This window comes from Sphingomonas sp. EC-HK361 (assembly GCF_902498785.1).
In the GTDB taxonomy this organism is placed as follows: domain Bacteria; phylum Pseudomonadota; class Alphaproteobacteria; order Sphingomonadales; family Sphingomonadaceae; genus Sphingomonas.
This window is the reverse complement of sequence record NZ_LR701493.1, coordinates 727745-753212: the sequence shown is the minus strand read 5'-3', so window position 1 is coordinate 753212 and position 25468 is coordinate 727745. Positions and strand designations below refer to the sequence as shown.

The 25468-nt window shown below is 67.3% G+C and carries 23 protein-coding genes; 14 read left to right on the top strand and 9 right to left on the bottom strand.

All coding sequences use genetic code 11. The annotated features are described in order from the left end of the window. Nucleotides 1-24 precede the first annotated feature (24 nt). Nucleotides 25-912 (bottom strand): cobalamin B12-binding domain-containing protein, encoded by an 888-nt coding sequence (locus BOS5A_RS04995; protein WP_151954077.1) that lies wholly within the window; start codon nucleotides 910-912, stop codon nucleotides 25-27. 210 nt (nucleotides 913-1122) lie between these two features. Between BOS5A_RS04995 and bchF the strand changes: the two genes are divergently transcribed. The 14 genes from bchF (at nucleotide 1123) to hemA (ending at nucleotide 16535) form a co-directional block, all read left to right on the top strand. Beyond that, on the top strand, nucleotides 1123-1644 hold the full coding sequence (gene bchF, locus BOS5A_RS04990; RefSeq protein ID WP_199857212.1) for a 2-vinyl bacteriochlorophyllide hydratase: 522 nt from the start codon (nucleotides 1123-1125) through the stop codon (nucleotides 1642-1644). After that, nucleotides 1641-2912, top strand: a complete 1272-nt coding sequence (locus tag BOS5A_RS04985) for a ferredoxin:protochlorophyllide reductase (ATP-dependent) subunit N (protein ID WP_151954075.1) — start codon at nucleotides 1641-1643, stop codon at nucleotides 2910-2912. Before bchF ends, BOS5A_RS04985 begins: the two co-directional genes overlap by 4 nt. 115 nt (nucleotides 2913-3027) lie before the next feature. Beyond that, entirely contained in the window at nucleotides 3028-4665 is a 1638-nt protein-coding gene (bchB, locus tag BOS5A_RS04980) for a ferredoxin:protochlorophyllide reductase (ATP-dependent) subunit B (RefSeq protein ID WP_151954074.1), read from the top strand. Beyond that, nucleotides 4655-8206: a magnesium chelatase subunit H gene (locus tag BOS5A_RS04975; protein WP_151954073.1), complete on the top strand. Its 3552-nt coding sequence runs from the start codon at nucleotides 4655-4657 to the stop codon at nucleotides 8204-8206. The genes bchB and BOS5A_RS04975 overlap by 11 nt, the downstream gene beginning before the upstream one ends. A gap of 10 nt (nucleotides 8207-8216) precedes the next feature. Beyond that, a complete protein-coding gene (gene bchL, locus BOS5A_RS04970) occupies nucleotides 8217-9098 on the top strand; it encodes a ferredoxin:protochlorophyllide reductase (ATP-dependent) iron-sulfur ATP-binding protein (RefSeq protein WP_151954072.1) in 882 nt (293 codons plus the stop codon). Nucleotides 9099-9160: 62 nt separating this feature from the next. After that, nucleotides 9161-9874, top strand: a complete 714-nt coding sequence (gene bchM, locus BOS5A_RS04965; protein WP_151954071.1) for a magnesium protoporphyrin IX methyltransferase — start codon at nucleotides 9161-9163, stop codon at nucleotides 9872-9874. Continuing rightward, on the top strand, nucleotides 9871-11298 hold the full coding sequence (locus BOS5A_RS04960; protein ID WP_151954070.1) for a BCD family MFS transporter: 1428 nt from the start codon (nucleotides 9871-9873) through the stop codon (nucleotides 11296-11298). The genes bchM and BOS5A_RS04960 overlap by 4 nt, the downstream gene beginning before the upstream one ends. Before the next feature lie 12 nt (nucleotides 11299-11310). Continuing rightward, nucleotides 11311-12078 (top strand): photosynthetic reaction center subunit H, encoded by a 768-nt coding sequence (gene puhA, locus BOS5A_RS04955; protein ID WP_151954069.1) that lies wholly within the window; start codon nucleotides 11311-11313, stop codon nucleotides 12076-12078. Beyond that, nucleotides 12075-12698, top strand: a complete 624-nt coding sequence (gene puhB, locus BOS5A_RS04950) for a photosynthetic complex putative assembly protein PuhB (protein ID WP_234419208.1) — start codon at nucleotides 12075-12077, stop codon at nucleotides 12696-12698. The genes puhA and puhB overlap by 4 nt, the downstream gene beginning before the upstream one ends. Then, nucleotides 12695-13156, top strand: coding sequence for a photosynthetic complex assembly protein PuhC (gene puhC / locus BOS5A_RS04945; protein ID WP_151954068.1), 462 nt, complete (start codon nucleotides 12695-12697; stop codon nucleotides 13154-13156). Before puhB ends, puhC begins: the two co-directional genes overlap by 4 nt. Further along, nucleotides 13153-13443: a hypothetical protein gene (locus BOS5A_RS04940; RefSeq protein ID WP_151954067.1), complete on the top strand. Its 291-nt coding sequence runs from the start codon at nucleotides 13153-13155 to the stop codon at nucleotides 13441-13443. Before puhC ends, BOS5A_RS04940 begins: the two co-directional genes overlap by 4 nt. After that, nucleotides 13440-14507 (top strand): magnesium-protoporphyrin IX monomethyl ester (oxidative) cyclase, encoded by a 1068-nt coding sequence (gene acsF, locus BOS5A_RS04935; protein WP_151954066.1) that lies wholly within the window; start codon nucleotides 13440-13442, stop codon nucleotides 14505-14507. Before BOS5A_RS04940 ends, acsF begins: the two co-directional genes overlap by 4 nt. Beyond that, nucleotides 14504-15295 (top strand): putative photosynthetic complex assembly protein PuhE, encoded by a 792-nt coding sequence (puhE, locus tag BOS5A_RS04930; RefSeq protein ID WP_151954065.1) that lies wholly within the window; start codon nucleotides 14504-14506, stop codon nucleotides 15293-15295. The genes acsF and puhE overlap by 4 nt, the downstream gene beginning before the upstream one ends. Beyond that, nucleotides 15285-16535 (top strand): 5-aminolevulinate synthase, encoded by a 1251-nt coding sequence (gene hemA / locus BOS5A_RS04925; RefSeq protein ID WP_151954064.1) that lies wholly within the window; start codon nucleotides 15285-15287, stop codon nucleotides 16533-16535. Before puhE ends, hemA begins: the two co-directional genes overlap by 11 nt. 835 nt (nucleotides 16536-17370) lie before the next feature. Here the strand turns inward: hemA and BOS5A_RS04920 are convergent. The 8 genes from BOS5A_RS04920 to bchY form a co-directional block, all read right to left on the bottom strand. After that, the gene (locus BOS5A_RS04920; RefSeq protein WP_151954063.1) at nucleotides 17371-18630 is read right to left on the bottom strand and encodes a DUF3422 family protein; all 1260 of its coding nucleotides are present in this window, start codon (nucleotides 18628-18630) and stop codon (nucleotides 17371-17373) included. Nucleotides 18631-18700: 70 nt separating this feature from the next. Next, on the bottom strand, nucleotides 18701-19837 hold the full coding sequence (pufC, locus tag BOS5A_RS04915; protein ID WP_151954062.1) for a photosynthetic reaction center cytochrome PufC: 1137 nt from the start codon (nucleotides 19835-19837) through the stop codon (nucleotides 18701-18703). Continuing rightward, nucleotides 19834-20808, bottom strand: a complete 975-nt coding sequence (pufM, locus tag BOS5A_RS04910; protein WP_151954061.1) for a photosynthetic reaction center subunit M — start codon at nucleotides 20806-20808, stop codon at nucleotides 19834-19836. Before pufM ends, pufC begins: the two co-directional genes overlap by 4 nt. 10 nt (nucleotides 20809-20818) lie before the next feature. Continuing rightward, complete coding sequence (gene pufL / locus BOS5A_RS04905) at nucleotides 20819-21658, bottom strand: photosynthetic reaction center subunit L (RefSeq protein WP_151954060.1); 840 nt, start codon at nucleotides 21656-21658, stop codon at nucleotides 20819-20821. A 108-nt stretch (nucleotides 21659-21766) separates the two neighbouring features. Further along, nucleotides 21767-21949 (bottom strand): light-harvesting antenna LH1, alpha subunit, encoded by a 183-nt coding sequence (gene pufA, locus BOS5A_RS04900; RefSeq protein ID WP_151954059.1) that lies wholly within the window; start codon nucleotides 21947-21949, stop codon nucleotides 21767-21769. A 12-nt stretch (nucleotides 21950-21961) separates the two neighbouring features. Beyond that, nucleotides 21962-22201: a light-harvesting antenna LH1, beta subunit gene (gene pufB, locus BOS5A_RS04895; protein ID WP_151954058.1), complete on the bottom strand. Its 240-nt coding sequence runs from the start codon at nucleotides 22199-22201 to the stop codon at nucleotides 21962-21964. A gap of 100 nt (nucleotides 22202-22301) precedes the next feature. Then, nucleotides 22302-23759: a chlorophyllide a reductase subunit Z gene (gene bchZ / locus BOS5A_RS04890; RefSeq protein ID WP_151954057.1), complete on the bottom strand. Its 1458-nt coding sequence runs from the start codon at nucleotides 23757-23759 to the stop codon at nucleotides 22302-22304. 112 nt (nucleotides 23760-23871) lie between these two features. Continuing rightward, on the bottom strand, nucleotides 23872-25353 hold the full coding sequence (bchY, locus tag BOS5A_RS04885; RefSeq protein ID WP_267903827.1) for a chlorophyllide a reductase subunit Y: 1482 nt from the start codon (nucleotides 25351-25353) through the stop codon (nucleotides 23872-23874). Between the last annotated feature and the right edge of the window lie 115 nt (nucleotides 25354-25468).

Genomic DNA, 25468 nt, shown 5'->3' with positions numbered 1-25468 from the left:
GCCGCAACGCTCCAGGAAAGGACATCAACTGCAGGAAACGACCTCACGCGCAACCGCGTCGATCAACTCCTGCGCCATCTTCACGGCGCTGCGCGCGTCGCGCGCCGTGCCGTCCGCCCCCACATCCGATGCAAGCCGAGGATTCTCGGCGAACACGCGGCCGCCGACCATGACGACGACGCGCGGATTGCGGGACACGTTGCGAAGCGCAACGATTGCCGATGGCAGCGCGGCTGTATGGGAGTCGCAACTCACCGTCAATCCGATCACGTCGAACCAGTCTTCGCCGGCGCGGTCGAGCAGTTCGGGCATCGCGGCATCGCCAAGCCGATCCGTCGCCCAGCCGGCGCGCGCGAACACATCCTCGATCACGACCGCGCCGAAACTGTGCTGGTCGCCCGGCATTGCCGCGAACAGCGCGCGCGGTGCCGCATGCCGGCGGTCGACCGGGCCGCGCGCGGCGAGCTCGTGGACGACTTCCTGCAACCGCCACAGCCCCATCGTCACGTCGACGAAGTCGCAGCGATCCTCCTCCCAATATTCCCCGAGTCGCCGCGCGGCCGGCGCCAGCAGGTCGACAAGCAGCGCCTCGACCGTTGCGCCGCGCACCAGATAGGCCTCGACATGTTCGATCAGCGCGTCCGCCTCGACATGCAGCGCCAGCGGGGCAAAGGTCAGCACCTCATCGGCCAGATCGACACAATCGTCTGCCATGATCTGCGCGGAGGGATGTGCGACGATCAATCGCGGGATGATCTGACCTTCGATCAGGCTGGTAAGCGAGCGGCCGGCATCGAGCCACCTCGGCGCGCGCGCGCACGCCATCGGCTCGGCAACGAATATGTTGTCGCGGTAGCGGTCGCGAGGAAAGCTTGTGGGCGCGGCCTGCCCATATCCACTGCTGCTCGCCATGCCCGGCTCTCCCGCCTGGTCACACGCACTAGGCGGATAATCCTGCCGCAACGGCATCCCCCGCCGACTCGAGACCCTATGCCTCTCGCAACGCGCTGACAACTGCAGAAAGTTTGCGCGGCGCAGCATATGTCCATTTTGTTTTACGTCACTTTTGTTTGACACTCACGGGCCGCGGCGCCTACCTTCCTGGCACAAGGAGGCGGTGACGTGGACAGGCACGCGGACGACCGGGGCAGGAGTGGAGACGGGCGCCTTCGCCGCGCACCGCTCTACACGCCCGATCAACGCCGCCGCCGCGACTCGACTCGCTGGACGCTGGTCCAGGGCATCCTCGCACCCGTCCAGTTCGTCGTCTTCCTGATCAGCCTGACTCTCGTTCTGCGCTATCTCGCGACCGGCGCGGGCGAAGGCGCGGCCACCGCCTCGATCATCGTCAAGACGGGCGTACTCTACGCCATCATGATCACCGGCTCGATCTGGGAAAAGATCGTGTTCGGCAAATGGCTGTTCGCCGATGCCTTCTGGTGGGAAGACCTGTTCAGCATGGCTGTGCTCGCGCTGCACACCGCTTACCTCGTCGCGCTGGTCGGGGGAGTCGGCACGACGACGGATCGGATGCTGGTCGCGCTCGCCGCCTATGCGACCTATGCGATCAACGCGACGCAGTTTTTGCTGAAGCTGCGCGCGGCGCGGCTCGACAGCCGCCCGCAAATGGCAATGGCGGCATGACCCCCGCCGCGCTCCCCGGCAGCGACTGCGCCCCGGTGCTGCGCGAGCGCGGGCAGCGCGAGGTCTTTTGCGGGCTGACCGGCATCATCTGGCTCCACCGCAAGGTCCAGGACGCGTTCTTCCTCGTCGTCGGCTCACGCACCTGCGCGCACCTGCTGCAATCCGCGGCCGGCGTGATGATCTTCGCCGAACCCCGCTTCGCAACCGCCATCATCGAGGAGCGCGACCTCGCCGGCATGGCGGACTGCAACGAGGAGCTCGACCGGGTCGTCGACCGGCTGCTCGAGCGCCGGCCCGAGATTCGGATGCTGTTCCTCGTCGGCTCGTGCCCCTCCGAAGTCATCAAACTCGACCTGTCGCGCGCGGCACAGCGGCTGTCCGCCAAGCATCGCGCAGAAAATCGCGACGTCGCGATCCTCAACTATTCGGGCAGCGGGATCGAGACGACCTTCACCGAAGGCGAGGACGCGTGCCTCGCCAGCCTCGTCCCGACGCTGCCCGCGAGCGACGACACCGCGCTGATGATCGTCGGCGCGCTGCCCGATATCGTCGAGGACCAGTTCCTGCGGCTGTTCGCGGAGCTGGGCATCGGCCCGGTCCACTGCCTCCCCGCCCGCCGTGCCGCGGCGATGCCGCCGGTGGGTCCGAACACCCGCTTCCTCCTGGCCCAGCCATTCCTCGGCGAGACAGCGCGGGCACTGGAAGATCGCGGTGCGACCCGGCTCGACGCGCTGTTCCCGTTCGGTGCGGAGGGGACGACGCACTGGCTCCACGCCGCCGCCCGCGCCTTCGGTGTCGATGAGATGCACTTCCGCCGCGTGATCGCGCCCGGCCGCGAGCGCGCCAAGCGTGCGATCGCGCACAGCCGCGAAAGGCTGGAAGGAAAGCGCATCACCTTCCTCCCCGACTCGCAGCTCGAAATCCCGCTCGCACGCTTTCTGTCGAACGAACTCGGGATGATCCCGGTCGAGGTCGGCACGCCCTATCTCCATCGGCGTCATCTCGCCCAGGACCTAGCGCTGCTGCCCGACGGCATCGCGATCAGCGAGGGGCAGGACGTCGACCGGCAACTCGACCGAGTCCGCGCCGACAAGCCCGACCTTACCGTGTGCGGCCTCGGCCTCGCCAACCCGCTCGAGCGCGAGGGGCTGACGACCAAATGGGCGATCGAGCTCGTCTTCTCGCCGATCCACGGCTTCGACCAGGCAGGTGACCTCGCCGAACTCTTCGCGCGACCGCTGCGGCGGCGGGATGTGCTGCGGGTATGAGCGCAGTCCTCTCCCCGTTTGCCCTGAGCTTGTCGAAGGGCCGTCCTTCTCTTCGGAAGAAAGAACAGGGCTTCGACAAGCTCAGCCCGAACGGGTGTGGGGAAGGGACGGTCACATGCAGCTGACCGTCTGGACCTATGAGGGGCCACCCCATGTCGGCGCGATGCGGATCGCTACCGCGATGGAGGGCGTGCATTACGTTCTCCATGCGCCGCAAGGCGATACCTATGCCGACCTGCTCTTCACGATGATCGAGCGCCGCGGCAAGCGCCCGCCGGTCACCTACACCACCTTCCAGGCGCGCGATCTTGGTAAGGACACGGCCGAACTGTTCCAGCGTGCCGCGCGCGACGCGTATGAGCGCTTTCAGCCGCAGGCGATGCTGGTCGGCGCATCGTGCACCGCCGAGTTGATCCAGGACGATCCCGCCGGCCTCGCTGAGGCGATGCGCCTCCCCTGCCCGGTCGTCGCGCTCGAACTGCCGAGCTATCAGCGCAAGGAGAATTGGGGCGCGAGCGAGACGTTTTATCAGCTAGTGCGCGCTATTTGTGTCCCCGCGAAGGCGGGGACCCAGTCTGGGCTCCCGCCTTCGCGGGGACACAAACCTACCGCCAATATCCTCGGCCCGACCGCACTCGGCTTTCGCCACCGGGATGACGTGATCGAGGTGACGCGGCTGCTCGGCACGCTCGGCATCGATATCAACGTCGTCGCCCCGCTCGGCGCCTCGCCTGCCGACATCGCCCGGTTGCCGGACGCCGATTTCAACATCTGCCTCTATCCCGAGATCGCCGACACGACGTGCCGCTGGCTCGAGCGCCAGTTCGGCCAGAAGACGGTCCGCACCGTGCCGATCGGCCACGCCGCCACGCGCGAGTTCCTTGCCGAAGTCGCCGCGCTGGCCGGGGTCGACCCCGCACCCGCGCTCGACACCTCGAACCTTCCCTGGTGGAGCCGGTCGGTCGATTCGACCTATCTCACCGGCAAGCGCGTCTTCATTTTCGGCGACGCGACCCACGCCGTCGCCGCCGCTCGCGTCGCCCGCGACGAGCTTGGTTTCCAGGTCGTCGGCCTCGGCTGCTACAACCGCGAGTTCGCCCGCGACGTGCGAGAGGCGGCGAAACTCTACGATGTCGAGCCGCTGATCACCGACGACTATCTGGAGGTCGAGGCCGCGATCGCCGCGCTCCAGCCCGAGCTGGTGCTGGGCACGCAGATGGAGCGCCACATCGCCAAGCGGCTCGGCGTGCCGTGCGCGGTGATTTCCGCGCCGGTCCACGTCCAGGATTTCCCGGCGCGCTACTCGCCCCAGATGGGGTTCGAGGGCGCGAATGTGCTGTTCGACACCTGGGTCCATCCGCTTGTTATGGGGCTGGAGGAGCATCTGCTGACGATGTTCCGCGACGATTTCGAGTTTTCGGACGACGCGGGGGCGAGCCATCTGGGGCATGCTAAAGTCCTCTCCGAGCTTGCTCGGGGAGGGGGACCGTCGCGCAGCGATGGTGGAGGGGCGGCGCGCAGCGCCGAGGACATCGCCAGCCCCTCCACCACCGGCATTGCCGGCGGTCCCCCTCCCCGAGACAAGCTCGGGGAGGATTTGTGGTCCTCCGACGCCGAACGTGAACTCCTGAAAATCCCCTTCTTCGTGCGCGGCAAGGCGCGTCGCAACACCGAGAAATTCGCCGCCGAACACGGCCTCGCGACGATCACCCTCGACACACTCTACGACGCGAAGGCGCATTATGCACGGTAGCGCGCCCTTGTGCCGGGTGGCGATCGTCACGCTCGACAACCACCTGTCGGGCGCCGCGGAGCGCGCCGCGGCGCGGTTCGCGGCCGAAGGCACGCCGATCCGGATCGATTTCCACGCCGCGTCGGACTGGGACCGCGATCCCGCCAATCTCGACCGCTGCCTCGCCGACATTGCCCGCGCGGACATCGTCATCGCGACGATGCTGTTCCTCGACGACCACATCCGCGCCGTCCTCCCCGCGCTGGAGGCGCGGCGCGAGGACTGCGATGCGATGCTCGGGCTCATGTCGGGCGCCGAAATCGTCCGGCTGACGAAGCTCGGCGATTACCGGATGGACCGACCTGCCAAGGGTCCGCTCGCGCTTCTCAAGAAACTGCGCGGATCGAAGAGCGGATCTTCGGGCGCCGGGCAGATGAAAATGCTGCGCCGGCTGCCGAAAATGCTGCGCTTCATCCCCGGCACCGCGCAGGACGTCCGCGCCTATTTCCTGACGCTGCAATATTGGCTGGCGGGGAGTGACGACAATGTGATCGGCATGATCCGTGCGTTGGTCGATCGCTATGCCGACGGATCGCGGCGCGCAATGCGCGGGACATTCCGCGCCGAACCGCCCTGCGACTATCCAGAGGTCGGCGTCTATCACCCGAAACTGCGCGGGCGGATGGTCGAGCGGATGGAGGCGCTGCCCAAGGCGAAGGGGACCACCGGCACGGTCGGCGTGCTGATGCTGCGCTCCTATCTTCTCGGCCGCGACACCGGTCATTATGACGGCGTCATCGCGGCGCTGGAAGCGAAGGGACTGCGGGTCATCCCGGCTTTCGCGAGCGGCCTCGACTCGCGGCCGGCGATCGAGAAATTCTTCATGGCGGACGGCCGAGCGGTGGTAGATGCGGTCGTGTCGCTGACCGGTTTCAGCCTTGTCGGCGGCCCGGCCTACAACGACGCGCAAGCCGCCGAGGCGATGCTCGCAAAGCTCGACGTCCCCTACATCGCCGCGCACCCGATCGAGTTCCAGTCGCTCCAGCAATGGGGCGCGAGCCGGCAGGGTCTGCTGCCGCTCGAAGCGACGATGATGGTCGCGATCCCCGAGCTCGACGGCGCGACGGTGCCAAGCGTCTTCGGCGGCCGCGCCGATGCGAGCGGCTCCTGCACCGGTTGCGCCCGGCGCTGCGACTTCCCGGCGTCGGGGCTGGTGCGCGAAATGCGCTCCTGCCCCGAACGCGCCGAGGCACTCGCCGCCAAAACCGCAAAGCTTATCGCGCTCAAGCGCAGCGCGCGCGCCGAACGCCGCGTCGGCATCGTCCTGTTCAATTTCCCGCCCAATGCCGGCGCGACCGGCACCGCCGCGCACCTCGCCGTGTGGGAATCGCTCCACGCAACCCTCGTGCGGCTAAGCCGCGAGGGCTATGCGATCGAGGTTCCAGCGACGGTCGATGCCCTGCGCGATGCCATCTTGGCCGGGAACGCGGGCACGTTCGGCAGCGACGCCAACATCCACGCGCGGATCGCAACCGACGATCACGTCCGCCGCGAGCCGCACCTCGCGCAGATCGAGGCGCAATGGGGGCCGGCTCCCGGTCGCCAGCAAGCCTCGGGCGGCGCGATCCATGTGCTCGGTGCGCGCTTCGGCAACGTCTTCGTCGGCATCCAGCCCGCCTTCGGTTACGAGGGCGACCCGATGCGCCTCCTGTTCGAAGGCCGCTTCACCCCGACTCACGCCTTCAGCGCCTTCTACCGCTGGCTTCGCGAGGATTTCGCGGCACATGCGGTCCTCCATTTCGGCACCCACGGCGCGCTGGAATTCATGCCGGGCAAGCAGGTCGGGATGAGCGGCGACTGCTGGCCCGAACGGCTCATCGGCGATCTGCCAAACTACTATCTCTATGCCGCGAACAACCCGTCCGAAGGCCTGATCGCCAAGCGCCGGTCGGGCGCGACGCTGGTCAGCTACCTGACGCCGCCGCTGGCGCGGGCCGGGCTTTACAAGGGGCTGGCCGATCTGAAGTCGCTGGTAGAGCGCTGGCGCAGTTCGCCGTCAGAGGATGAGCGCGCGGCGCTGGAGCCGATGATCGTCGCAGCCGCGGAAACGCTCGATCTGAACGGCAACGACGTAGCGACACTCTCCGCTAACCTTTACGAAATCGAGCGGGAACTCATCCCGCACGGGCTTCACGTTTTCGGCGCGGCAGTTCCCGAGGACCAGCGCATCGCGATGGCCGAAGCCGCGGGTGTGGACGCCGACCTGTTCGCCGCAAACCCCGAACTCGACGCCCTCGTCCACGTGCTCGACGCCGGCTTCGTCGCGCCCGCCCCCGGCGGCGACATCGCGCGCAATCCGGCGGTGCTGCCGACCGGGCGCAACCTCCACGGCTTCGATCCCTTCCGCATCCCCGGCACCTTCGCGATGGCCGAGGGAAGCAAGGCGGCCGAACAGGTCATTGCGCGCCACATCGCGACCGGCGCGGCCTTCCCCGAGACGCTCGCGATGGTGCTGTGGGGCACCGACAATCTGAAGTCGGAGGGCACCCAGATCGCGCAGGCGATGGCGCTGATCGGCGCACGGCCGCGCTTCGACGGCTATGGCCGGCTGACCGGCGCGGAACTGATCCCGCTTGCCGAACTCGGCCGGCCGCGCGTCGATGTCGTGGTCACGCTGTCGGGTATCTTCCGCGATCTCCTGCCGCTGCAGACGCGGATGCTGGCCGAGGCCGCCTGGCTTGCCGCGTCGGCCGACGAGCCGCTCGATCGCAACTTCGTTCGCAAGCACAGCCTCGCGCATGCTGCGCAGCATGACTGCGATCTGGAGACCGCGTCGCTGCGGGTCTTCTCCAACGCGGAAGGCGCATATGGCGCCAACGTCAACCAGCTGATCGACGGCGCCGCGTGGAGCGATCCCGACGAGATCGCCGAGATGTTCGAGCGTCACAAGGGTTACGCCTATGGCCGCGCGGGCACGCCGACGCGCCGCGCTGACATGTTCAAGTCCGCGCTCGCGGGGGTCGATCTCACCTATCAGAATCTGGACTCCGTCGAACTCGGCGTCACCGACATCGACCAATATGTCGATGCGCTGGGCGGCATCAGCCGCTCGATCACCCGCGCGAAGGGTGCCCCCGCGCCGGTCTACATCGTCGATGCGACGCAGGGCGCGGCCAAGGTCCGCACGCTCGGCGAACAGGTCGATCTCGAAACGCGCACCCGCACGCTGAATCCGGTGTGGTTTGAGGGGATGCTCAGCCACGGTTTCGAAGGCGTACGCCACATCGAAAATCACGTCACGACGACGATGGGCTGGTCGGCGACGACCGGCGACGTCGCGCCGTGGGTCTATCAGCAGATCAGCGAGACCTTCGTGCTCGACGAGGCGATGCGCATCCGGCTCGCGCATCTCAATCCCAAATCCGCCGCCCGCGTCGCCAATCGGCTGATCGAGGCGAGCGAACGCCAATTCTGGACCCCGGACGCAGCGACACTCGCCGCGCTCCACGCCGCCAGCGATGCCATCGAGGATGCGCTCGAAGGTGTTCAGGCGGCGGCATGAGGAACGACTGATGGCCCTTCATGATCCCATTCAAGACGGCGAAGGCAGCGTCCAGGTCCGCCTCGACCCCGCCGATCGGATCGGCACCGCCAAGGTCTTCGCGGTCTATGGCAAGGGCGGGATCGGCAAGTCGACGACCTCGTCGAACCTCAGCGCCGCCTTCTCGCTGCTCGGCAAGCGCGTGCTCCAGATCGGCTGCGATCCCAAGCACGACAGCACTTTCACGCTGACCAAGAAGCTGATGCCGACGGTCATCGACGTGCTCGAGACCGTCGAGTTCCACAGCGAGGAACTGCGCCCCGAGGATTATATGTTCGAAGGGTTTAACGGCGTGATGTGCGTCGAGGCGGGCGGGCCGCCGGCGGGGACCGGGTGCGGGGGCTATGTCGTCGGGCAGACGGTGAAGCTGCTCAAGCAGCATCATCTGCTCGAGGATACCGACGTCGTGATCTTCGACGTGCTGGGCGATGTGGTGTGCGGCGGGTTCGCGGCGCCGCTGCAGCATGCCGAGCGCGCCGTGGTCGTCGCGGCGAACGACTTCGACAGCATCTTCGCGATGAACCGCATCGTCGCGGCGATCAAGGCGAAGGCCAAGAATTACGACGTGCGGATGGCCGGCGTCATCGCCAACCGGTCGGCGGCGACCGACGAGATCGACCGGTTCAACGACGCGACGGGGCTTAAGCGCCTCGCCCACTTCCCCGATCTCGACGCGATCCGCCGCAGCCGCCTCAAGAAATGCACGCTATTCGAGATGGATTCGACGCCCGAGGTCGACGCCGCCTGCCTCGAATACAAGCGCCTCGCCGCGCAGCTATGGGCGGGGTGCGAGCCGCTCGATGCGCAGCCGATGAAGGACCGGGAAATCTTCGAGTTTCTGGGGTTCGAATGATGGCCAGCCAAGTAGCCACCGTCCCGTATTCCCGCGAAAGCGGGAATCCAGGATCGCAAGCGATGCCGCCCGAGACTCTGGGTTCCCGCCTTCGCGGGAACACCTATGAAGTAAAGCGCAACACGCTCACCACCTATTTCGATCGCACCGCCAGCAAAACGTGGGAGCAGCTGACCTCCGACGCGCCGGTCAGCGGCATCCGCGCGACGGTGCGCGCGGGCCGCAACCGGATGCGCGACACGCTGCTGTCCTGGCTGCCGGAGGACATGACGGGACTGCGCCTGCTCGACGCCGGCTGCGGCACCGGCGCGCTCGCGGTGGAAGCCGCCAGACGCGGCGCGGCGGTCGTTGCGATCGACGTCGCCGGCAGCCTTGTCGAAATCGCGCGCGAACGGGCGCCGGCGGGGCTCGCCATCGACTGGCGCGTCGGCGACATGCTCGATCCCGCCCTCGGCCGGTTCGATCACGTCGTCGCGATGGACTCGCTCATCCATTACCGCGCGTTCGACATCGTCGCGGTGGTGCAGGCGCTCGCCGAGCGCACCGAGGCGTCGCTGCTTTTCACCTTCGCACCATCGACGAAACCGCTCGAGGTCATGCACGCCATCGGCACGCTCTTCCCCCGGTCGAACCGCGCGCCCGCGATCGAGCCGGTGCGCGAACGCCTGCTGCGGACACTGATCGCGAGCGCCATGCCGGGCGCGACGCTGGCGCGCAGCGCGCGCATCTCGGGTGGCTTCTACACCAGCCATGCGCTGGAGGTGCTGCCGGGATGAGCCGCTCGCATGCCTTCTGGAACAAGGTCGGAACGCGCTTCCTGCCGTTTGCGGACGCCGCAACCACGGAGCTGCCGCTCAGGCGCATCCTGCGGCTGTCGCTGTTTCAGGTGTCGGTCGGGATGGCCGCGGTGCTGCTGACGGGCACGCTCAACCGGGTGATGATCGTCGAGCTCGGCGTGTCGGCGAGCCTCGTCGCGGCGATGGTCTCGCTCCCTCTCCTCTTCGCCCCGCTGCGCGCGCTGATCGGCTTCAAGTCCGACCATCACCAGTCGCTGCTGGGCTGGAAGCGGGTGCCCTATATCTGGTTTGGGACGCTGCTCCAGTTCGGCGGTCTGGCCGTGTTGCCCTTCGCGCTGCTCGTCATGTCCGGCGGCGGCAACGGCCCCGCCCTGTTCGGGCATATCGGCGCTGCGATCGCCTTCCTGCTCGTCGGCGCCGGCATGCACACGACCCAGACCGCCGGCCTCGCGCTCGCCACCGACCTCGCGCCCGAGGACGCGCGCCCGCGCGTTGTCGCGCTCCTTTACGTCATGCTGCTGATCGGCACGATGGTGAGTGCGATCGTGATCGGGCGGCTGCTGGCCGATTTCTCGCCCACCAAGCTCGTCAAGATCGTCCAGGGCGCGGCGGCGCTGACGATGGTGCTCAACCTCATCGCGCTGTGGAAACAGGAAGCGCGCAACCGCGACGCGACCGCGATGCGCGAAGACCGTCCCGCGTTCCGCGAGGTCTGGGCGATCTTCATCGCGCGCCCGAAGACGATCCGGCTGCTCGTCGCGGTGGGCCTGGGCGCCGCGGCATTCTCGATGCAGGATGTGCTGCTCGAACCCTATGGCGGACAGGTCCTCGGACTCTCGGTCGGCGCGACGACCTCGCTCACCGCGCTCTGGGCGTTCGGGATGCTCGTCGGCTTCGGGCTTGCAGCGCGGTATCTTGGGCAAGGCGCTGATCCACACCGCATTGCGGGCTTTGGCGGCGTCGCGGGGATCGCGGCGTTCCTGTTCGTCATCTTCGCCGGCCCGCTCCACGCGACCGCGCTGCTCGCGATCGGCGCGACGATCATCGGCTTTGGCGGGGGCCTGTTCTCGGTCGGCACGCTGACCGCGGCGATGGCGATCTCCGACGCAAAGGATCTCGACGGGCGCACCGGCCTTGCGCTCGGCGCCTGGGGGGCGGTGCAGGCGACGGCGGCTGGCCTCGCCATCGCGCTCGGCGCCTTAGCGCGCGATCTGGTATCGGCGGCAGCGGTCGCGCACGATCTTGGCCCGACGCTCGCCGGGCCATCGACCGGCTACGCCTTTGTCTACTGCACCGAAATCCTGCTGCTGCTCGGTACGCTGGTGGCGCTTGGCCCGCTGGTGCGCGGGCGCGGCGACGCCATCCCTTCCACCCGTTTCGGCCTTAGCGAATTCCCGATCTGAGGAGACGGACCCATGCACGTCCAAATCACCCAAAGCATCGATGTGGCCCTGCTGGTCTTCTGGGCGTTCGTCCTGTTCTTCATCTGCCTCGTCTTCTACCTCCGCCGCGAGGACCGGCGCGAGGGCTATCCGCTCGAGGACACCGTCACCGGACGGATCGACAGCGTCGGCGGCGCGCTCCACACCGCATCGACCAAGACCTTTTACCTGCCCTTCGGCCGGGGTTCGGTGACCGCGCCGACCAAGGGCCGCGAGCCGGTCGATATCGCCGCCCGGCGCACCGATCGCTTCCCCGGCGCGCCGCTCGTCCCCACCGGCAACCCGCTTGCCGACGGCATCGGCCCCGCCGCCTGGGCGGACCGCGCCAAGCACCCCGATCTCGATTGGGAGGGCAAACCCCGCATCGTCCCGATCAGCGCCGCGGGCGACTTCTGGATCGCCAATCGCGATCGCGATCCGCGCGGGATGTCGGTCTTCGGCGCCGACGGCAAGATTGCCGGGCGTGTCACCGATCTGTGGATCGACAAGGCCGATCGCCTGATCCGCTACCTCCAACTCGATGTCGAGGGCGTCCCCGGATCGGTCCTCGCACCGATGACGATGGCCAAGGTGAAGCGCGACCGCGTCATAATCGACGCGCTGAACGCGCATCAGTTCGCGGGCGCGCCCGGCGCCGGCGCGGACGGCACGATCACCTTGTATGAGGAAGACCGCGTCCAGGCCTATTTCGGCGGCGGCTATCTTTACGCCAACGACGCCCGGCAGGAGCCTTTCCTGTGATAACCGAATATGACAACGAGCCGATCCCCGGCCTGCCGGGATTGCTCCCCAAGGACGAACGCATCCTATGGCAGGGATCGCCCGACTGGCGCGTGCTGGCCCGGACGGCATTTCATACGCGGCTGACCGCCGGGTATTTCGCGGTGCTCGCGCTGGCCGCGCTGGCCAGCGGCGGGACGCTCGGCGCCGCAGCGACGGTCGGTGTCGGGCTTGTCGGCGTCGCTTTGCTCCACGTCCTCGCCTGGGCATCGGCACGCGCGACGATCTACACGCTCACCAATCGGCGGATCGTATTCCGCATCGGCATCGCGCTGCCCAAGTGCATCAACCTGCCGCTCGGTGTCATCGGCGCGGTCGATGCGACGGTGCGCAGCGACGGCAGTGGCGACTTGCCGCTCCACGTCGCGGGCGCGCAGCGGATCGGCTATGCGGGGCTCTGGCCGCACGCGCGACCGTGGCACCTCGCCGTGCCGCAGCCGATGCTGCGCGCGATCCCCGATGCCGAGCGCGTCGGCGCGCTGATCGCCCGCACGTGCCTTGCCGCCAATCCGGATGGCGCGATCGCACCGCTTGAGACACCGGGCGCCGCGCCCGCTTATGGTCAAGCGGTCGCGGCATGACACACGGCCCCGCCGACACGCTTCCCAAAGGCGCACTGACGATCGCCGGCGCACTCGTTCTGTTCGCGCTTGCCGCCACCACGATCGTCCGCGTCGGGCACATCGCGCCGAGCGCATCCCCGGTGCTGCTGCGCGCAGAGGAGAAGGTGGCGCCGGTGCAGTCGCGCGATCTGCGCTTCCTCGACCGCGCCGACGGGGCCGTCGTGATCCAGGACGCGACGACGGGGCGCATCGCCAAGGTCATCGAACCCGGCGGGCAGACCGGCTTCATCCGCGGGGTGATGCGCGGGCTGGCGCGCGACCGGCGGATGCGCGGGATCGGCGATCGTCCGCCCTTCACGCTCACCGCATGGCGCGACGGCGAACTCTCGCTTGTCGACACCGCGACCGGGCGCAACATCGAGCTGACGGCGTTCGGCGGCACCAATCGCCAGGCCTTTGCGGAGCTGCTGCCATGATCGGCCGCACCCGCTTCGAAACGCCGTGCCGGGTCGAGATCGAGCATAGCGACGAGTTCCTCTGCGCGCATGTCGAGCTGGCCGACGGCGTCGCCATCAATCCTGGCGATCAGGTTCGCGTCCACGGCGCAGGGTTCGACGTGCCGTTCGGCGAACGCCGCGTGTTCGACCGCGTCGCGACCGTTGAGCGCGCCAGCATGGTCGAGCGGCTGTGGACGAAGATCGCCGGTCATTTCGAGATGACCGAGCTTTACGAAGTGAGCTTCAGCCCCGGGAGGGTCAAATGAACGCCGTCACGCCGATCGTCGCCGAGAAGCCCGACACTCTTGCCATCGCGCAGGAAGACACGGTGCTCTCGCCGCGCTTCTACACGACCGATTTCGCGGCGATGGATCGGCTCGACGTCACCCCCGTTCGCGCCGAATGGGACGCGCTGATCGCGGAGATGGCGAGCGACCCCAACAAGCGCCATTTCCGCAAGACCGACGCCTTTGCCGGCGTCATCGAAAGCCTGCCCGATGGCTTGCGGCAGGAATTCACCGATTTCCTCGTCAGCTCGCTCACCGCGGAATTCTCCGGCTGCATCCTCTATGCCGAGATCGCCAAGCGGGTGACCAATCCCGATATCCGCCAGCTCTTCAAGCTGATGAGCCGCGACGAGAGCCGGCATGCCGGCTTCATCAACGAGACGCTGAAGGATGCGGGCATCGGCGTCGATCTCGGCTTCCTGACGCGGACCAAGAAATATACCTATTTCCGGCCGAAATTCATCTTCTACGCGACCTATCTGAGCGAGAAGATCGGTTATGCGCGCTACATCACCATCTACCGCCACCTCGCGGCGCATCCGGAACTGCGCTTCCACCCGATCTTCGACTGGTTCGAGCTGTGGTGCAACGACGAGTTCCGCCACGGCGATGCGTTCGCGCTGCTGATGCGCGCGAACCCCAAATTGCTCAGCGGGCACAACGCGCTGTGGGTCCGCTTCTTCCTCGTCGCGGTCTATGCGACGATGTATGTGCGCGATCACAACCGGCCCGCCTTCCACCAGGCGCTGGGCATCGATCCGACCGACTACGATCAGCGGGTGTTCCGCATCTGCTCGACGATCAGCCGGCAGGTCTTTCCGATGACGCTCGACACCGAGGGCGCGCGCTTCCGTAGCGGACTCGAGGCGATGCGCCGCGCCGCGGCGCGGATCGAGGCGGGCAAGGCGCAGGGCGGTGTGGGCGGCGGGCTGAAGCGCATTGCCGGCGTCGCGGCAGCGGCGGTGGCGTTCGCCCGGCTTTATCTGACCCCGGTCGAGAAGAGCGAAGCACCCGCGCAAGTCCGGCTGGTCCCCGCCTGGTGACGATCCCCCCGCTCCTTTTCGCGCTGCTGATGTGGTTCGTCGGCACCGCTGCGGTCGTCTGGCTCGACAGCCGCCCCCGCGCGACCTTCCGGACGAGTTTCACGCTCGCCGGCCTCGTCGCTGCGGGGGCCGCGATCGCTGTCTGGTTGCGGGCCGACGATGCCAGCAGCGCCGGGGCCTATATGGGGTTCGCCGCAGCGATCCTCATCTGGGGCTGGCACGAAATGGGGTTCCTGATGGGCTTCGTCGCCGGACCCAACCGCGCGCCGATGCCGGCCGGGACCACCGGCTGGCGCCGCTTTCGCCTCGCGACCGCGACCGTCATCCACCACGAGATCGCGCTCGCCGCGACGGCGGTGGTGCTCTTCGCGCTGACCTGGGGCCAGCCCAACCAGGCCGCGCCGCTGACCTTCCTGCTGCTCTTCGCGGCCAGGCTGAGCGCGAAACTCAACCTGTTCCTCGGCGTGCCGAACCTCAGCGACGAGGTCTTCCCGGCGCACCTCGCCTATCTCAAGTCCTATTTCGCGGTCCGCGCTTTCAATCCGCTGTTTCCGCTGTCGATCCTGCTGGGGTCGGGCGTCGCGGCCTGGTCCTGGATCACCGCCGAGGCATCGAGCGGCGGCGGCGCCGTGACGGCGACGCTGATCGCGGGACTCGCGGTTCTCGGCGTCGTCGAACATCTTTTTCTGGTGCTACCCATGAAGGATGGGGCAATGTGGCGCTGGGCATCGAACACCGCGACGGAGGTCGCACCGATTTCTGGAGGGGAGGCCCGTCATGGCTCATGAGACGTTCGTCAGCGCGGTGACCGATTACGAAGCGTTCTTCGAAGGCGAGCTGGCGAAGTTGCACGAGGACGGCCGCTACCGGATCTTCGCCGAGCTGGAACGCAAGGCCGGCGCGTTCCCCCGCGCCGCGCACCATACCGAGGACGGCGTCGGCGAGGTCACCGTGTGGTGCTCCAACGACTATCTCGGCATGGGCCAGCATCCGGTCGTGCTGGACGCGATGCACACGGCGCTCGACCAGTGCGGCGCTGGCGCGGGCGGCACGCGCAACATCTCAGGCACGACCCACGCGCATGTCCTGCTCGAACGCGAACTGGCGGACCTGCACAACAAGGACGCGGCATTGCTGTTCACCAGCGGCTATGTGTCGAACTGGGCGGCGCTTTCCACCCTCGCCGCGCGACTGCCCGATTGCGTCGTCATGTCGGACGCGCTCAACCACGCGTCGATGATCGAGGGCATCCGCCACAGCCGCGCGGAATGCCAGCGGTTCGCGCATAACGACCCCGAAGACCTCAACCGCCGCCTCACCCAAGTCGCGCCCGGCCGCGCGAAGCTGGTCGCGTTCGAAAGCGTCTATTCGATGGACGGCGATATCGCGCCGATCGCCGAAATCCTCGACGTCTGCGAGGCGCACGGCGCGCTCTCCTATATCGACGAGGTCCACGCGGTGGGCCTATACGGCCCGCGCGGCGGCGGCGTTGCCGAGCGCGAAGGGCTGATGGACCGGATCGACGTGATCGAGGGCACGCTCGGCAAGGCGTACGGGGTGATGGGCGGCTACATCGCGGCCTCCACCGCGCTCGTCGATTTCGTCCGCAGCTTCGCGAGCGGCTTCATCTTCACCACCGCGCTGCCGCCAGCGCTCGCCGCCGGCGCCGCCGCCTCGATCCGCCACCTGAAGAACAGCAATGTCGAGCGCGATCGGCAGAAGGAACAGGTCGCCAAGGTTCGCCTGCGGCTGAACGCGATGGGCATCCCCACGCTCGACAACCCCAGCCACATCATCCCGGTGATGGTCGGCGACGCCCACAAGTGCAAACGCATCTCCGACTGGCTGCTCGAACATCACGGCATCTACGTCCAGCCGATCAACTACCCCACCGTCCCGGTCGGCACCGAGCGCCTGCGGCTGACGCCCTCGCCGGTGCATTCCGACGCCGATATCGACAAGCTCGTCGAGGCGCTGAGCGAAATCTGGTCGCAGTGCGAGCTGGCGCGGAAGAAAATGGCGGCGTGAGGTGACGCCGCGCAATCGCGCGCGGTAGGAATAGCCGGTTTTGGGTGGGCAGCGGTCCGACCGCTTTCGGGCAGTCGCACCGCTTAGCTGCCGGTAGGCTGTTTGGCGGGGCGACGTATAACACCGGCCGCTGCCACCGTCAGAGCCGCCAAAGCGACTATACAATAGGTCGCGCTAAGGTCAGGATCACCAGCCATCCACAACAGCGGGCTCGCGATAGCTAGAGCCGGAAAGCTGTAGGCTGTTACCAACCACCAGCCCGCATCACCGTCATACTGCCACCCGGCGAAATAGCTGATGGCGAGCGCAGCGGAAGCCGTCCAGAGGTAGGCAAGGCACCATAGAACGATGCGGGTCATTAGGGGCCGAGCGATCCTCACTGCTTCAAACTGCCTTGCTGAACGACCGTCTGCAATCGGAAAGCGGGATCGTGATGGGGAACGGCAAGAGATGGGGCGTAAGCTGCCTTATCGACGCAATCCTACCCAAGCTACTTCGGGCTGAGCGAGTTCTCTTTTGTCATTGGCGCAGCGGCGCCGTTCGCGGGAAACATGACGGATCGCGCGCCGGTTCGCACAAGCCGACGCCGTTCGCTATCACCCGGTATCGCTGGCAAAAATCACCGCAGGTTTACACGGTTGACACCTAGGCGCGGGTGCGGGCGCGCCCGCGCGTTGCACAAAGGTGCGGCTGTAGGACAGCCGGTATCGACGGTTTGAAAGAGCGATCACGGTTATCGCCCAAAAGCCGGGCTGTAGGACAGAGGGCGCGTGTTCGGGGTGGCTCATGGAGCAGCTTCCCTTCGTCCTGCGATTCAATTCCGCTTCATCCCCCCCTAATCAATCAGACCGCGGTGGATGCGGCGCACGGCGAGCCATACCAGCGTCAGCACGATCGGCACCGAAACGGCAGTCGCGATGCGGTGATCGACGTCCGGCATCACCCCCACCACGTAACCGATCAGCGCGACGAGGTAATAGCTGATCGCGACGACCGACAGCCCCTCCACCGTCTGTTGCAGCCGAAGCTGGATCTGCGCACGCTTGTCGACCGAGGCGAGGAGGTCACGGTTCTGGAGCGCGAGCGCGATATCGATGCGGGTGCGCAGCAGCTCGCTCGTCCAGGCCGCGCGCTGCGACAGGTCATCCAGCCGCCCGACAAAGGATTCGCACGTCCTGACCGCCGGCACCAGCCGTCGTTCGGTGAAATCGGCGAGCGTCTGATAGCCGCGGACCGGTGCGATCGCGAGGCTCTTCAGCCGCTCAAGGCTGAGATCGGCATAGGCACGGGTCGCGCTCATCCGATAGCGCGTCGTCGCCGCCAGCCGGGCGAGTTCGGCCGACACGAACGTCAGCTCGTCGAGCAGCACGTCGTCGCTCGACGAGCGTTCGGACACCTTGTGGGTCAGGACGGACAACCGCTGTTCCAGTGCGGAAACCTCCGCCGTCAGCCCTTGCGCGACCGGCAGCCCGAGGAGCGCCATGTTGCGGTAGTTGCCAAGCTCCTGAAGCCGCACGACGAGCTGCCCCGTCTCGTCCCCCTCCAGCCCGCGATCGAGCACCAGCAAGCGCCCGAAGCCGTCATCATGCAGGGTGAAATCGGACGCGATCTGCGCGCGGCCGTCGGCGACGTCGCAGACGATCAGTGCCTTGGCCTCGAACATCTGCTCCAGCGCCGCGCGATCCGGCGCCGATGCTCCGCGCGATGCAACCGCGATCTGCGTCGCGCGGATGACGTTCCCGGGCAACGCCGCCGCAATCCGCGCCACCTCCTCGCCCAGCATCACGGGATCGAACGGCTCGTCGAACGCGCCTTCGCGGATGAAGGTGTAGGTCGCGAACTCGGTATGTCCCTCCCAGACGAGCGTGACCTCGCCGAGCGGCACCACCGCGTAGCGCGCGGTATCGGCGATCGTGACGCCGCGGGCATCGCCGATCTGCGTCACGAAGGCGCGGTCGGCATGGAGTCCGTCGTCGAGCAACGTCACGACCTGCATCAGTCGGCAGGGGCTCACGAAGCGCGGCAGCCGCCGGACGTGCATCTCCGCCGATAGCGCCGCACGCAGCGGATGGCTGCGCGCCAGATCATAGGGCATCGGCGCCTCCCTTCGCGGCGCCCGCGCGCCGATCAGCCCCGCATCACCGCCACGCCGTCAGTGGCCTTTGTCATTGGCCGGTCGGTGGCGCCGCCGGCGTCGGCCGCGCGACCGGGGTCTGCCCGCTGTTGACGGCCTGCGGATTATCGAAGGTCGCGCGTGTCGCTGCGGCCCCGGCCGCACCGCCGACATCCTGCGCGGTCGCCATCGGCGGCCCCTTCAGCCCCGGCGCCTGCGCCAGCATGCTCACCCCGCCCAGCGGCTTCGACTGGCCCTGGTGGCAGGTCATGCAATTGACCTTGTAGGGGTCGCCATGCGGCCCCTTGCGATAGGCGGGGAACACGGTCTGCAACGTCGAGATATAGTCGGCGTTGATATCGCGGACCATGCGGATGCCGTAATAGGCGGTCGCGCGCTGCTGGCGGCTGAGCGCCCACGACCCAAGCGACTGGGTGTTGTGGCAGAAGGTGCAGTTGACCCCGAGCGCACCGGACAGATGCATCATCAGGCCATAGCTCGCCTCCGCGTCCTTGATCGACGCGCCCTTGCCATTCGGAAAGGCGGATTTGCCCGCGACGCGGATATTGTCGGGGCCGTTGCTGCTCAGAAACGCATCGAACGGATCGTGCGGCAGCGATGCGTAGGCGACGTTCGGATCGGGCGCATTCTGCCCGCGCTTGTTGCCCAGGATCGAGTTGGGGTTGGGTGTGCCCCCGGCGATCGCCCATTTATACTCGGGCACCGCATTGCCGCGGTGGCAGGTATAGCAGGTGACGCCGACGTTCTGGACGTGGCTGGACCAGCGCGTGTTGATGTTGCGCGTCATCTGCAACATCTTGCGCGCAACGACCTTGGTATATTTCTCGTCCGAGGCGAGGTTTTCCGGATTGTGGCAGTAGTTGCAGCCCTGCTCGGGCGGCGCGACCCACTGGGTGATCGATGCCATCAGATGATCGAACCGGTCCTTGCTGATCCCGCCCAGAACCTTGACGTTCTGATAGGCGGCGCCGGCGGTCTGGCCGCCATCCGCGGGTAGTGGATAGGGCGGCGCCGGGACCGCGGACGCCTTCTTCATCGCGCTGATATCGACGATCTGGTCCATCCCCGTCCCGCGCGGGCCGGTCTGCACCGAACTCTTGGCGCCGGGTTCGCAGGCGGAAAGGCTGACGGCGACGGTCAGCGCGGCGGCGATCTGGTAGCGGATCATTGCCCTGCTCCCGCAAGCGTGGCGGGATCGAGCGGACCGGTGCCCGGATAGCCCGGCGCATAGTGATGCTGCACCGCCCAGAGATACCAGTTGTCGACGACGGTGCCGGTCAGCAGGATGCCGATCCCCCCGGTCAGCGTGGTCAGCACCGCGAACCACCAGGCCCAGCGGTGGATCGACTCGGCGGTCGCGTTGAACCCCATCGTCCAGCGCCAGAACAGCGCCCCGCGCTCGAACGCGGTGCCGCGATCGGTGATCTGTTCGATCTCGCGCTCGCTTCCGTAGCGCCCCGTCGCGAGGACGGTCGCGCCGTGCATCGCGAACAGCAGCGTCGACCCGTAGAGAAACGCGATCGAAAGGCAGTGGAAGGGATTGTAGAACAGGTTGCCGTAGCGGATCGAAAAGGCCGCGGTCCAATCGAGGTGCGGGAAGATGCCGAACGGCACGCTCTCCGCCCAGCTGCCCATCAACATCGGCCGGATGAAACCGAGAACGAGCATCAGCCAGATCGCGCTCGCGAACGCCCAGGCGACATGCGTCCCCATGCCGAGCGCGCGGGCGCGGGCATAGGTGCGCGCCCACCACAGGATCACGCTCGTCGTCATGCAGAAACCCGCGATCTGCCACCACCCGCCTTGCGCCAGCGGCACGAAGAGCGTGAACCCCCATTCCGGTCCCGGCGGCTCGAGTGCGAGCCAGGGCAGCTGGCGGACGAACTGGATCGGGTTCCAGTTGACCGAGGCCATCATGTTCAGCCCGGTGATCTCGAACGCCAGGAAGAAGAAGATGATCGAGGCGATGCCGAGCCGGCCGAGATAGATCGGCCCGAGCTGCGCGTTGCCGAACTTGCCGATCCAGTAGGAATAGCTGCCGCGACCGGTCCGCTCGAAGGTCGCGTCGTGCATCGGCGGCCCGAGTTCGGGGACGCTCCTGAGCTGTACCTGCGTGAAGATGTTCTGATAGCGTGCCATCGCCCCCTCCTCAGCGCCAGATCGGCAGGTTGAGCCACCACGTCCACCACTCGGGCCAGCCGCGTGACCACAAAGGCCCGGAGATGATGATGCAGACCGCGCTCCAGAAGCCGGCGCTCAAGGCCAGGAACAGCCCGAGCCGGTGAATGCCGAGCGTGCCGATCGAATAGCCGATCGTGTCGCGGAAGAACGCGTCTTCATATTCGGGCGACTTCACCTCGCCGGGACTGCCGTCGCGATTGGCGGGCGGGTTGACCGCGGAGAGGATCAGCGCGCCGTGGAGCGCGAGCGCGAGCGTGGTCGTGAAGAAGAAGCTCACCGCCAGCATGTGCGCGGGATTGTAGTGGAAATGGAGGTATTGATAGCCGGTGTTCGACACCCAATCGAGATGGCTGAAGATGCCGTAGGGGAAGCCGAACCCCCAGGCACCGAGCATCATCGGGCGGATCACGACGAGCGAGATATAGGCGAAGATGGCCACGCTGAACGCGAACGGCACATGATAGCCCATGCCGAGCTTTCGGGAAATTTCCACTTGCCGGAGTGCCCAGGATACGAACGCGCCGATCGCGCAGATCGTGATGATCTGCCAGAAGCCGCCTTCCCTGAGCGGCGCCAGTGCTAGGCCGTAGCTGATGTCGGGCGGCGCAATGCTGATGAGCCACGGGTTCCACGTCGGCCCCAGCGATGCCGCGTAGAAAATGAGCGCCGTGCCCAGCGCCGCGAACAGCGCGGTCGTCACCCCGAAGAAGCCTACATAGAAGGGCCCGACCCAGAAATCGAAGAGGTCGCCGCCGATCAGCGTGCCCCCCCGGACCCGGTATTTTCGCTCGAAGCTCAGCAGCGCCATGACATGTCTCCGCCCCCGGTTATCCGGCAGGTCTGCGTCAGGATTGTCCGCGTGGGCGGACGGGCGGCGGCGGATGTGGACCCGCCGCTACCCGCCCGGACGCGCCCGCTATGATGCCGGTGCGGGGGCCGGGGCCGTCACGGCGGCAGGCGCCGTTTTCGGGCCGTCGAGCCAGTTGAACCGGTCGGTGCTGAGCAGGATGAAGTGAATCAGCAATGCCAGCACGAACAGGAAGATGAAGAGTGCGATCAGCGTCCTGCGCGGATCGAAGATCATCCACATGCGCCACATGGTCCCGTCCTCCTATGCCTTGAGGGTGCCGAGCGCGGCCTGCGCCACGTTCAGCCCGTGTTCGACCATCGCATAGCCCTGCGGACCCGGCAGCCACGGCCGCCATTGCCACGCGAGGAAGTGCGCGATGATCGCCACAACCGTGAAGATGATGAAGCTCATCATGAACAGCTTGTGGAATTCCTTGGCTTCTTCCGGGGTCAGGTACGTGCCCGGCCCCATCCTTTCGTCTCTGTCTCTGAGATCGCTCATTTCTCCGTCTCCATGGTCTTCGAAGAGGACAGGAGCGTGGAACGCGCTCCCTGGCGGCATCCACGCAGGCACCGTGCCGGCGGGGATTTGTTGTGCGCGGTCATGCCACGCGACTTTCTGCTATCGCGAGCGCCAGGCGCTCGGCCGTGACGGCGGGCTCGCCGGCGCGGCGCGCGCCGCGCTCGGCGGCATCGCGGATGCGCTTGGCGGCGGAAATGCGCACGAGCACCGGCTCGCGCTCGACGACTGCGTCGAGCTCGGACTTGGCGGCGTCCTCCCACGCGATCGCGCGCTGGCCGGTCGATTCTGGCCGCGCCGGCGTCGCCTCGACCGCGTCGAGCTGGCCGGCGAGCGGCAGGATGTGGAAGAGCGCGTCGAACAGCGCGTTGCACACCTCCTGGACGAGATAGGTCGCGCCGGCATAGCCCATGAACGGCGTGCCGGTGTGGCGGCGGATCACCGCGCCGGGGAAGCTTGCGGGCACATACACGCCGCGCCCGCCGGCTTCGGCCATGTACATCCGCTCGTTGAAACTGCCGAACAGGACGAGCGGTGGCGTTGCGCGGATCGCATCGCGGATCGCCTGGTTGTCGGGCTTAATCCCTGCCGTCCGCTGGAAGGCGAACGTGCAGGGCAGCCCCATATCGTCTTCGAGAAAATGCCGCACGCCGCGGGCATAGGTTTCGGTCGCGACGATGCCGAAGCTTGCGGTGCCGAAAAAGTCCTGCGTCACCGACCGCCACAGATCCCAGAGCGGCTTGATCGTCGTGTGCTTCTCGCGCTCGATGAACGGCTCGGGATCGAGCCCGGTCAGCTCGCCCAGCTTGCGCAGGAACAGCGTCGTGCTCTCGAGTCCGATCGGCGCCTGCAAATACGGCCGCTCCAGGGTCTCGCACAGCCCGCGTCCGAACTCGCGGTACAGGCAGACGTTGACGCTCGCGTCGGCGAGCTTGCGGACATCGGCGAGATGCGCGCCCAGCGGGAACGCCATGTTCACTTCGGCGCCGATCCCCTCGATCAGGCGGCGGATCTCGTGCAGGTCCGAAGGGCAGTTGAACGTCCCGTACATCGGCCCGATGATGTTGACCTTCGGCTTCTGCCCATCCTTTAGCGGCTTGGGCGCGAGAACCTTCTTCGGCCCGAACTGCGTCCATAGCCATGTCAGCGCGCGGTCGGCCGACTGCCACTGATCCTCGTCGATTGTGCGCGGCAGGAAGCGGACGATGTTGGTGCCCTCGGGCGTCACCCCGCCGCCGATCATCTCGGCGATCGACCCGGTCACGACGACTGCGGGCAGATCGGGATCAAGCGTCTTCCATGCGCGCTTCATCGCGCCCTCGGTCCCGTCGCGGCCGAGTTCCTGCTCGCCAAGCCCGGTGACGACGATCGGCAGCTCATGCGGCGGCAAGGCGTCGGTATAATGCAGCACCGAGGTGACCGGCAGGTTCTCGCACCCCACGGGTCCGTCGATGATGACCTGCAGCCCCTTGATCGCGGTAAAGGCGTAGACCGCGCCCCAATAGCCGCCCGCGCGATCGTGATCGATGACGAGGGTCATGACGCGACCCCCGCCGCGCCAGCGGCAGACATCTTTCTTCTCCGCGTCTCCGCGCCTCCGCGTGAACAGATGATTCTCACCCGGAGGCGCGGAGACGCGGAGGGAAGAAGAGTCATACGCCCACCGCCTCTTCCGCTTTCGCAGCAGCGATGCGCTTTGCAGCGAACTTGGCCTTGAATTCCGGACGCGCGACCGGCGTCTCTTCCCACACGCCGGCGCTGTCCTCGCGGCCGACGCCTTCGAAGAACGCGGTCATCCGGTCGAAGCGGTCCTTGTTGGCCATCGCGGCGTTGACCACCATCACGAGGCTCCCCGCCCCCGCCGGCCCCATCAGCGGCCGCGCCGAGATGAGGTTGGTGAAATACAGCGCCGGGATACCCTTTGCCTTGGCGTGCTGGACGACCGGGGTCGTGCCGATCGCGAGGTCGGGGCCGAACTCCGCGACCGCCGCCAGATCCTGCTCCAGACTGGCACGGTACTGAACGCGGCACCCCTTGGCCTCCAGCCACTCGCGGTCGGCGTCCGACCAGCGCGTGCGCGGGCAGGCCGTGCCGACATAGGGCACGTCGGCGCCGCTCTCGATCAGCAGGCGCGCGACGAGCAGTTCGGAGCCTTCATAGCCCGAGATGGTAATCCGCCCCTTCACGGGTTTGGCGGCGAGCGCGCCGCGTATCGCGGGGATGAAGCGGTTCTTGGCCACATCCACCTTGTCCTGAGCGATACCGCATGCCGCCCCGATCGCGTCGAGCCACGCCGCCGTCCCGTCCGCGCCGACCGGCGCCGAACCCACGATTTGCCGCCCCGCCGCCTCGAATTCGCGGACGCTGGCGGTGTAAAAAGGATGGATCGCCCCCACGACCGCGCAGTCGAGCGCGGCGTAAAGCTCGCGCCATTCGCGGGTCGGGACGACCGGGCCGGCCGCGAGCCCGAGCGGCTCCAGCATCAGGCCGATGCCCGGCGGGTCGGCGGGGAACATCTCGCCCAGCAGCGTGACCGTCGGCCGATCGGGCCGGAGCTGCGGTGCGGCGACCGGGCCTGTCTCGGCCTCGCCGCGCGCATAGGCGAGCATCGCGCCGGCGAGCACGTCCTTTGCCTCGGCATGGGTCGGCACACCGAAACCGGGAACGTCGATGCCGATGACGCGCACGCCGTTGATTTCATTCGGCAGCAACTGAAGCGGCACCCCGCTCGCGGTCGGTACGCACAGATTGGTCACGACGATCGTGTCGTAAAGCGCGGGGTCGGCGAGGCCCTCGACCGCTTCCTTGATATCCTCGAACAGCTTGCCGGTGACGAGCGTCTCCGAGCTGAACGGCACATAGCCCACGCTGCGCCGCGCGCCGTAGAAATGCGAAGTGAAGGTCAGCCCGTAGACGCAGCAGGCCGAGCCCGAGAGCACGGTGGCGGTGCGCCGCATCCGCAAGCCGACGCGGAGCGAACCGAAGGCAGGACACATCGACTGCGGCTGGTCGTGCGGGCCTTTGGGATAGTCGGCAGCGTAGCGATCGAGGATGTCGGATTTGCCCGCTTCGATCGCCGCAGCGCGCAGGGTGTCGCCGGAAGAGCAGGCGCCGTCGGTCGCGCCCAGTTCGATTCGGTCGCGACTCCTTTGCTCCCCTCCCTGGAAGGGAGGGGTTGGGGGTGGGTTGGTATCATGGGCACCGGCAGCGCTTGCCACGGGCCTACCCACCCCCGACCCCTCCCTTCCA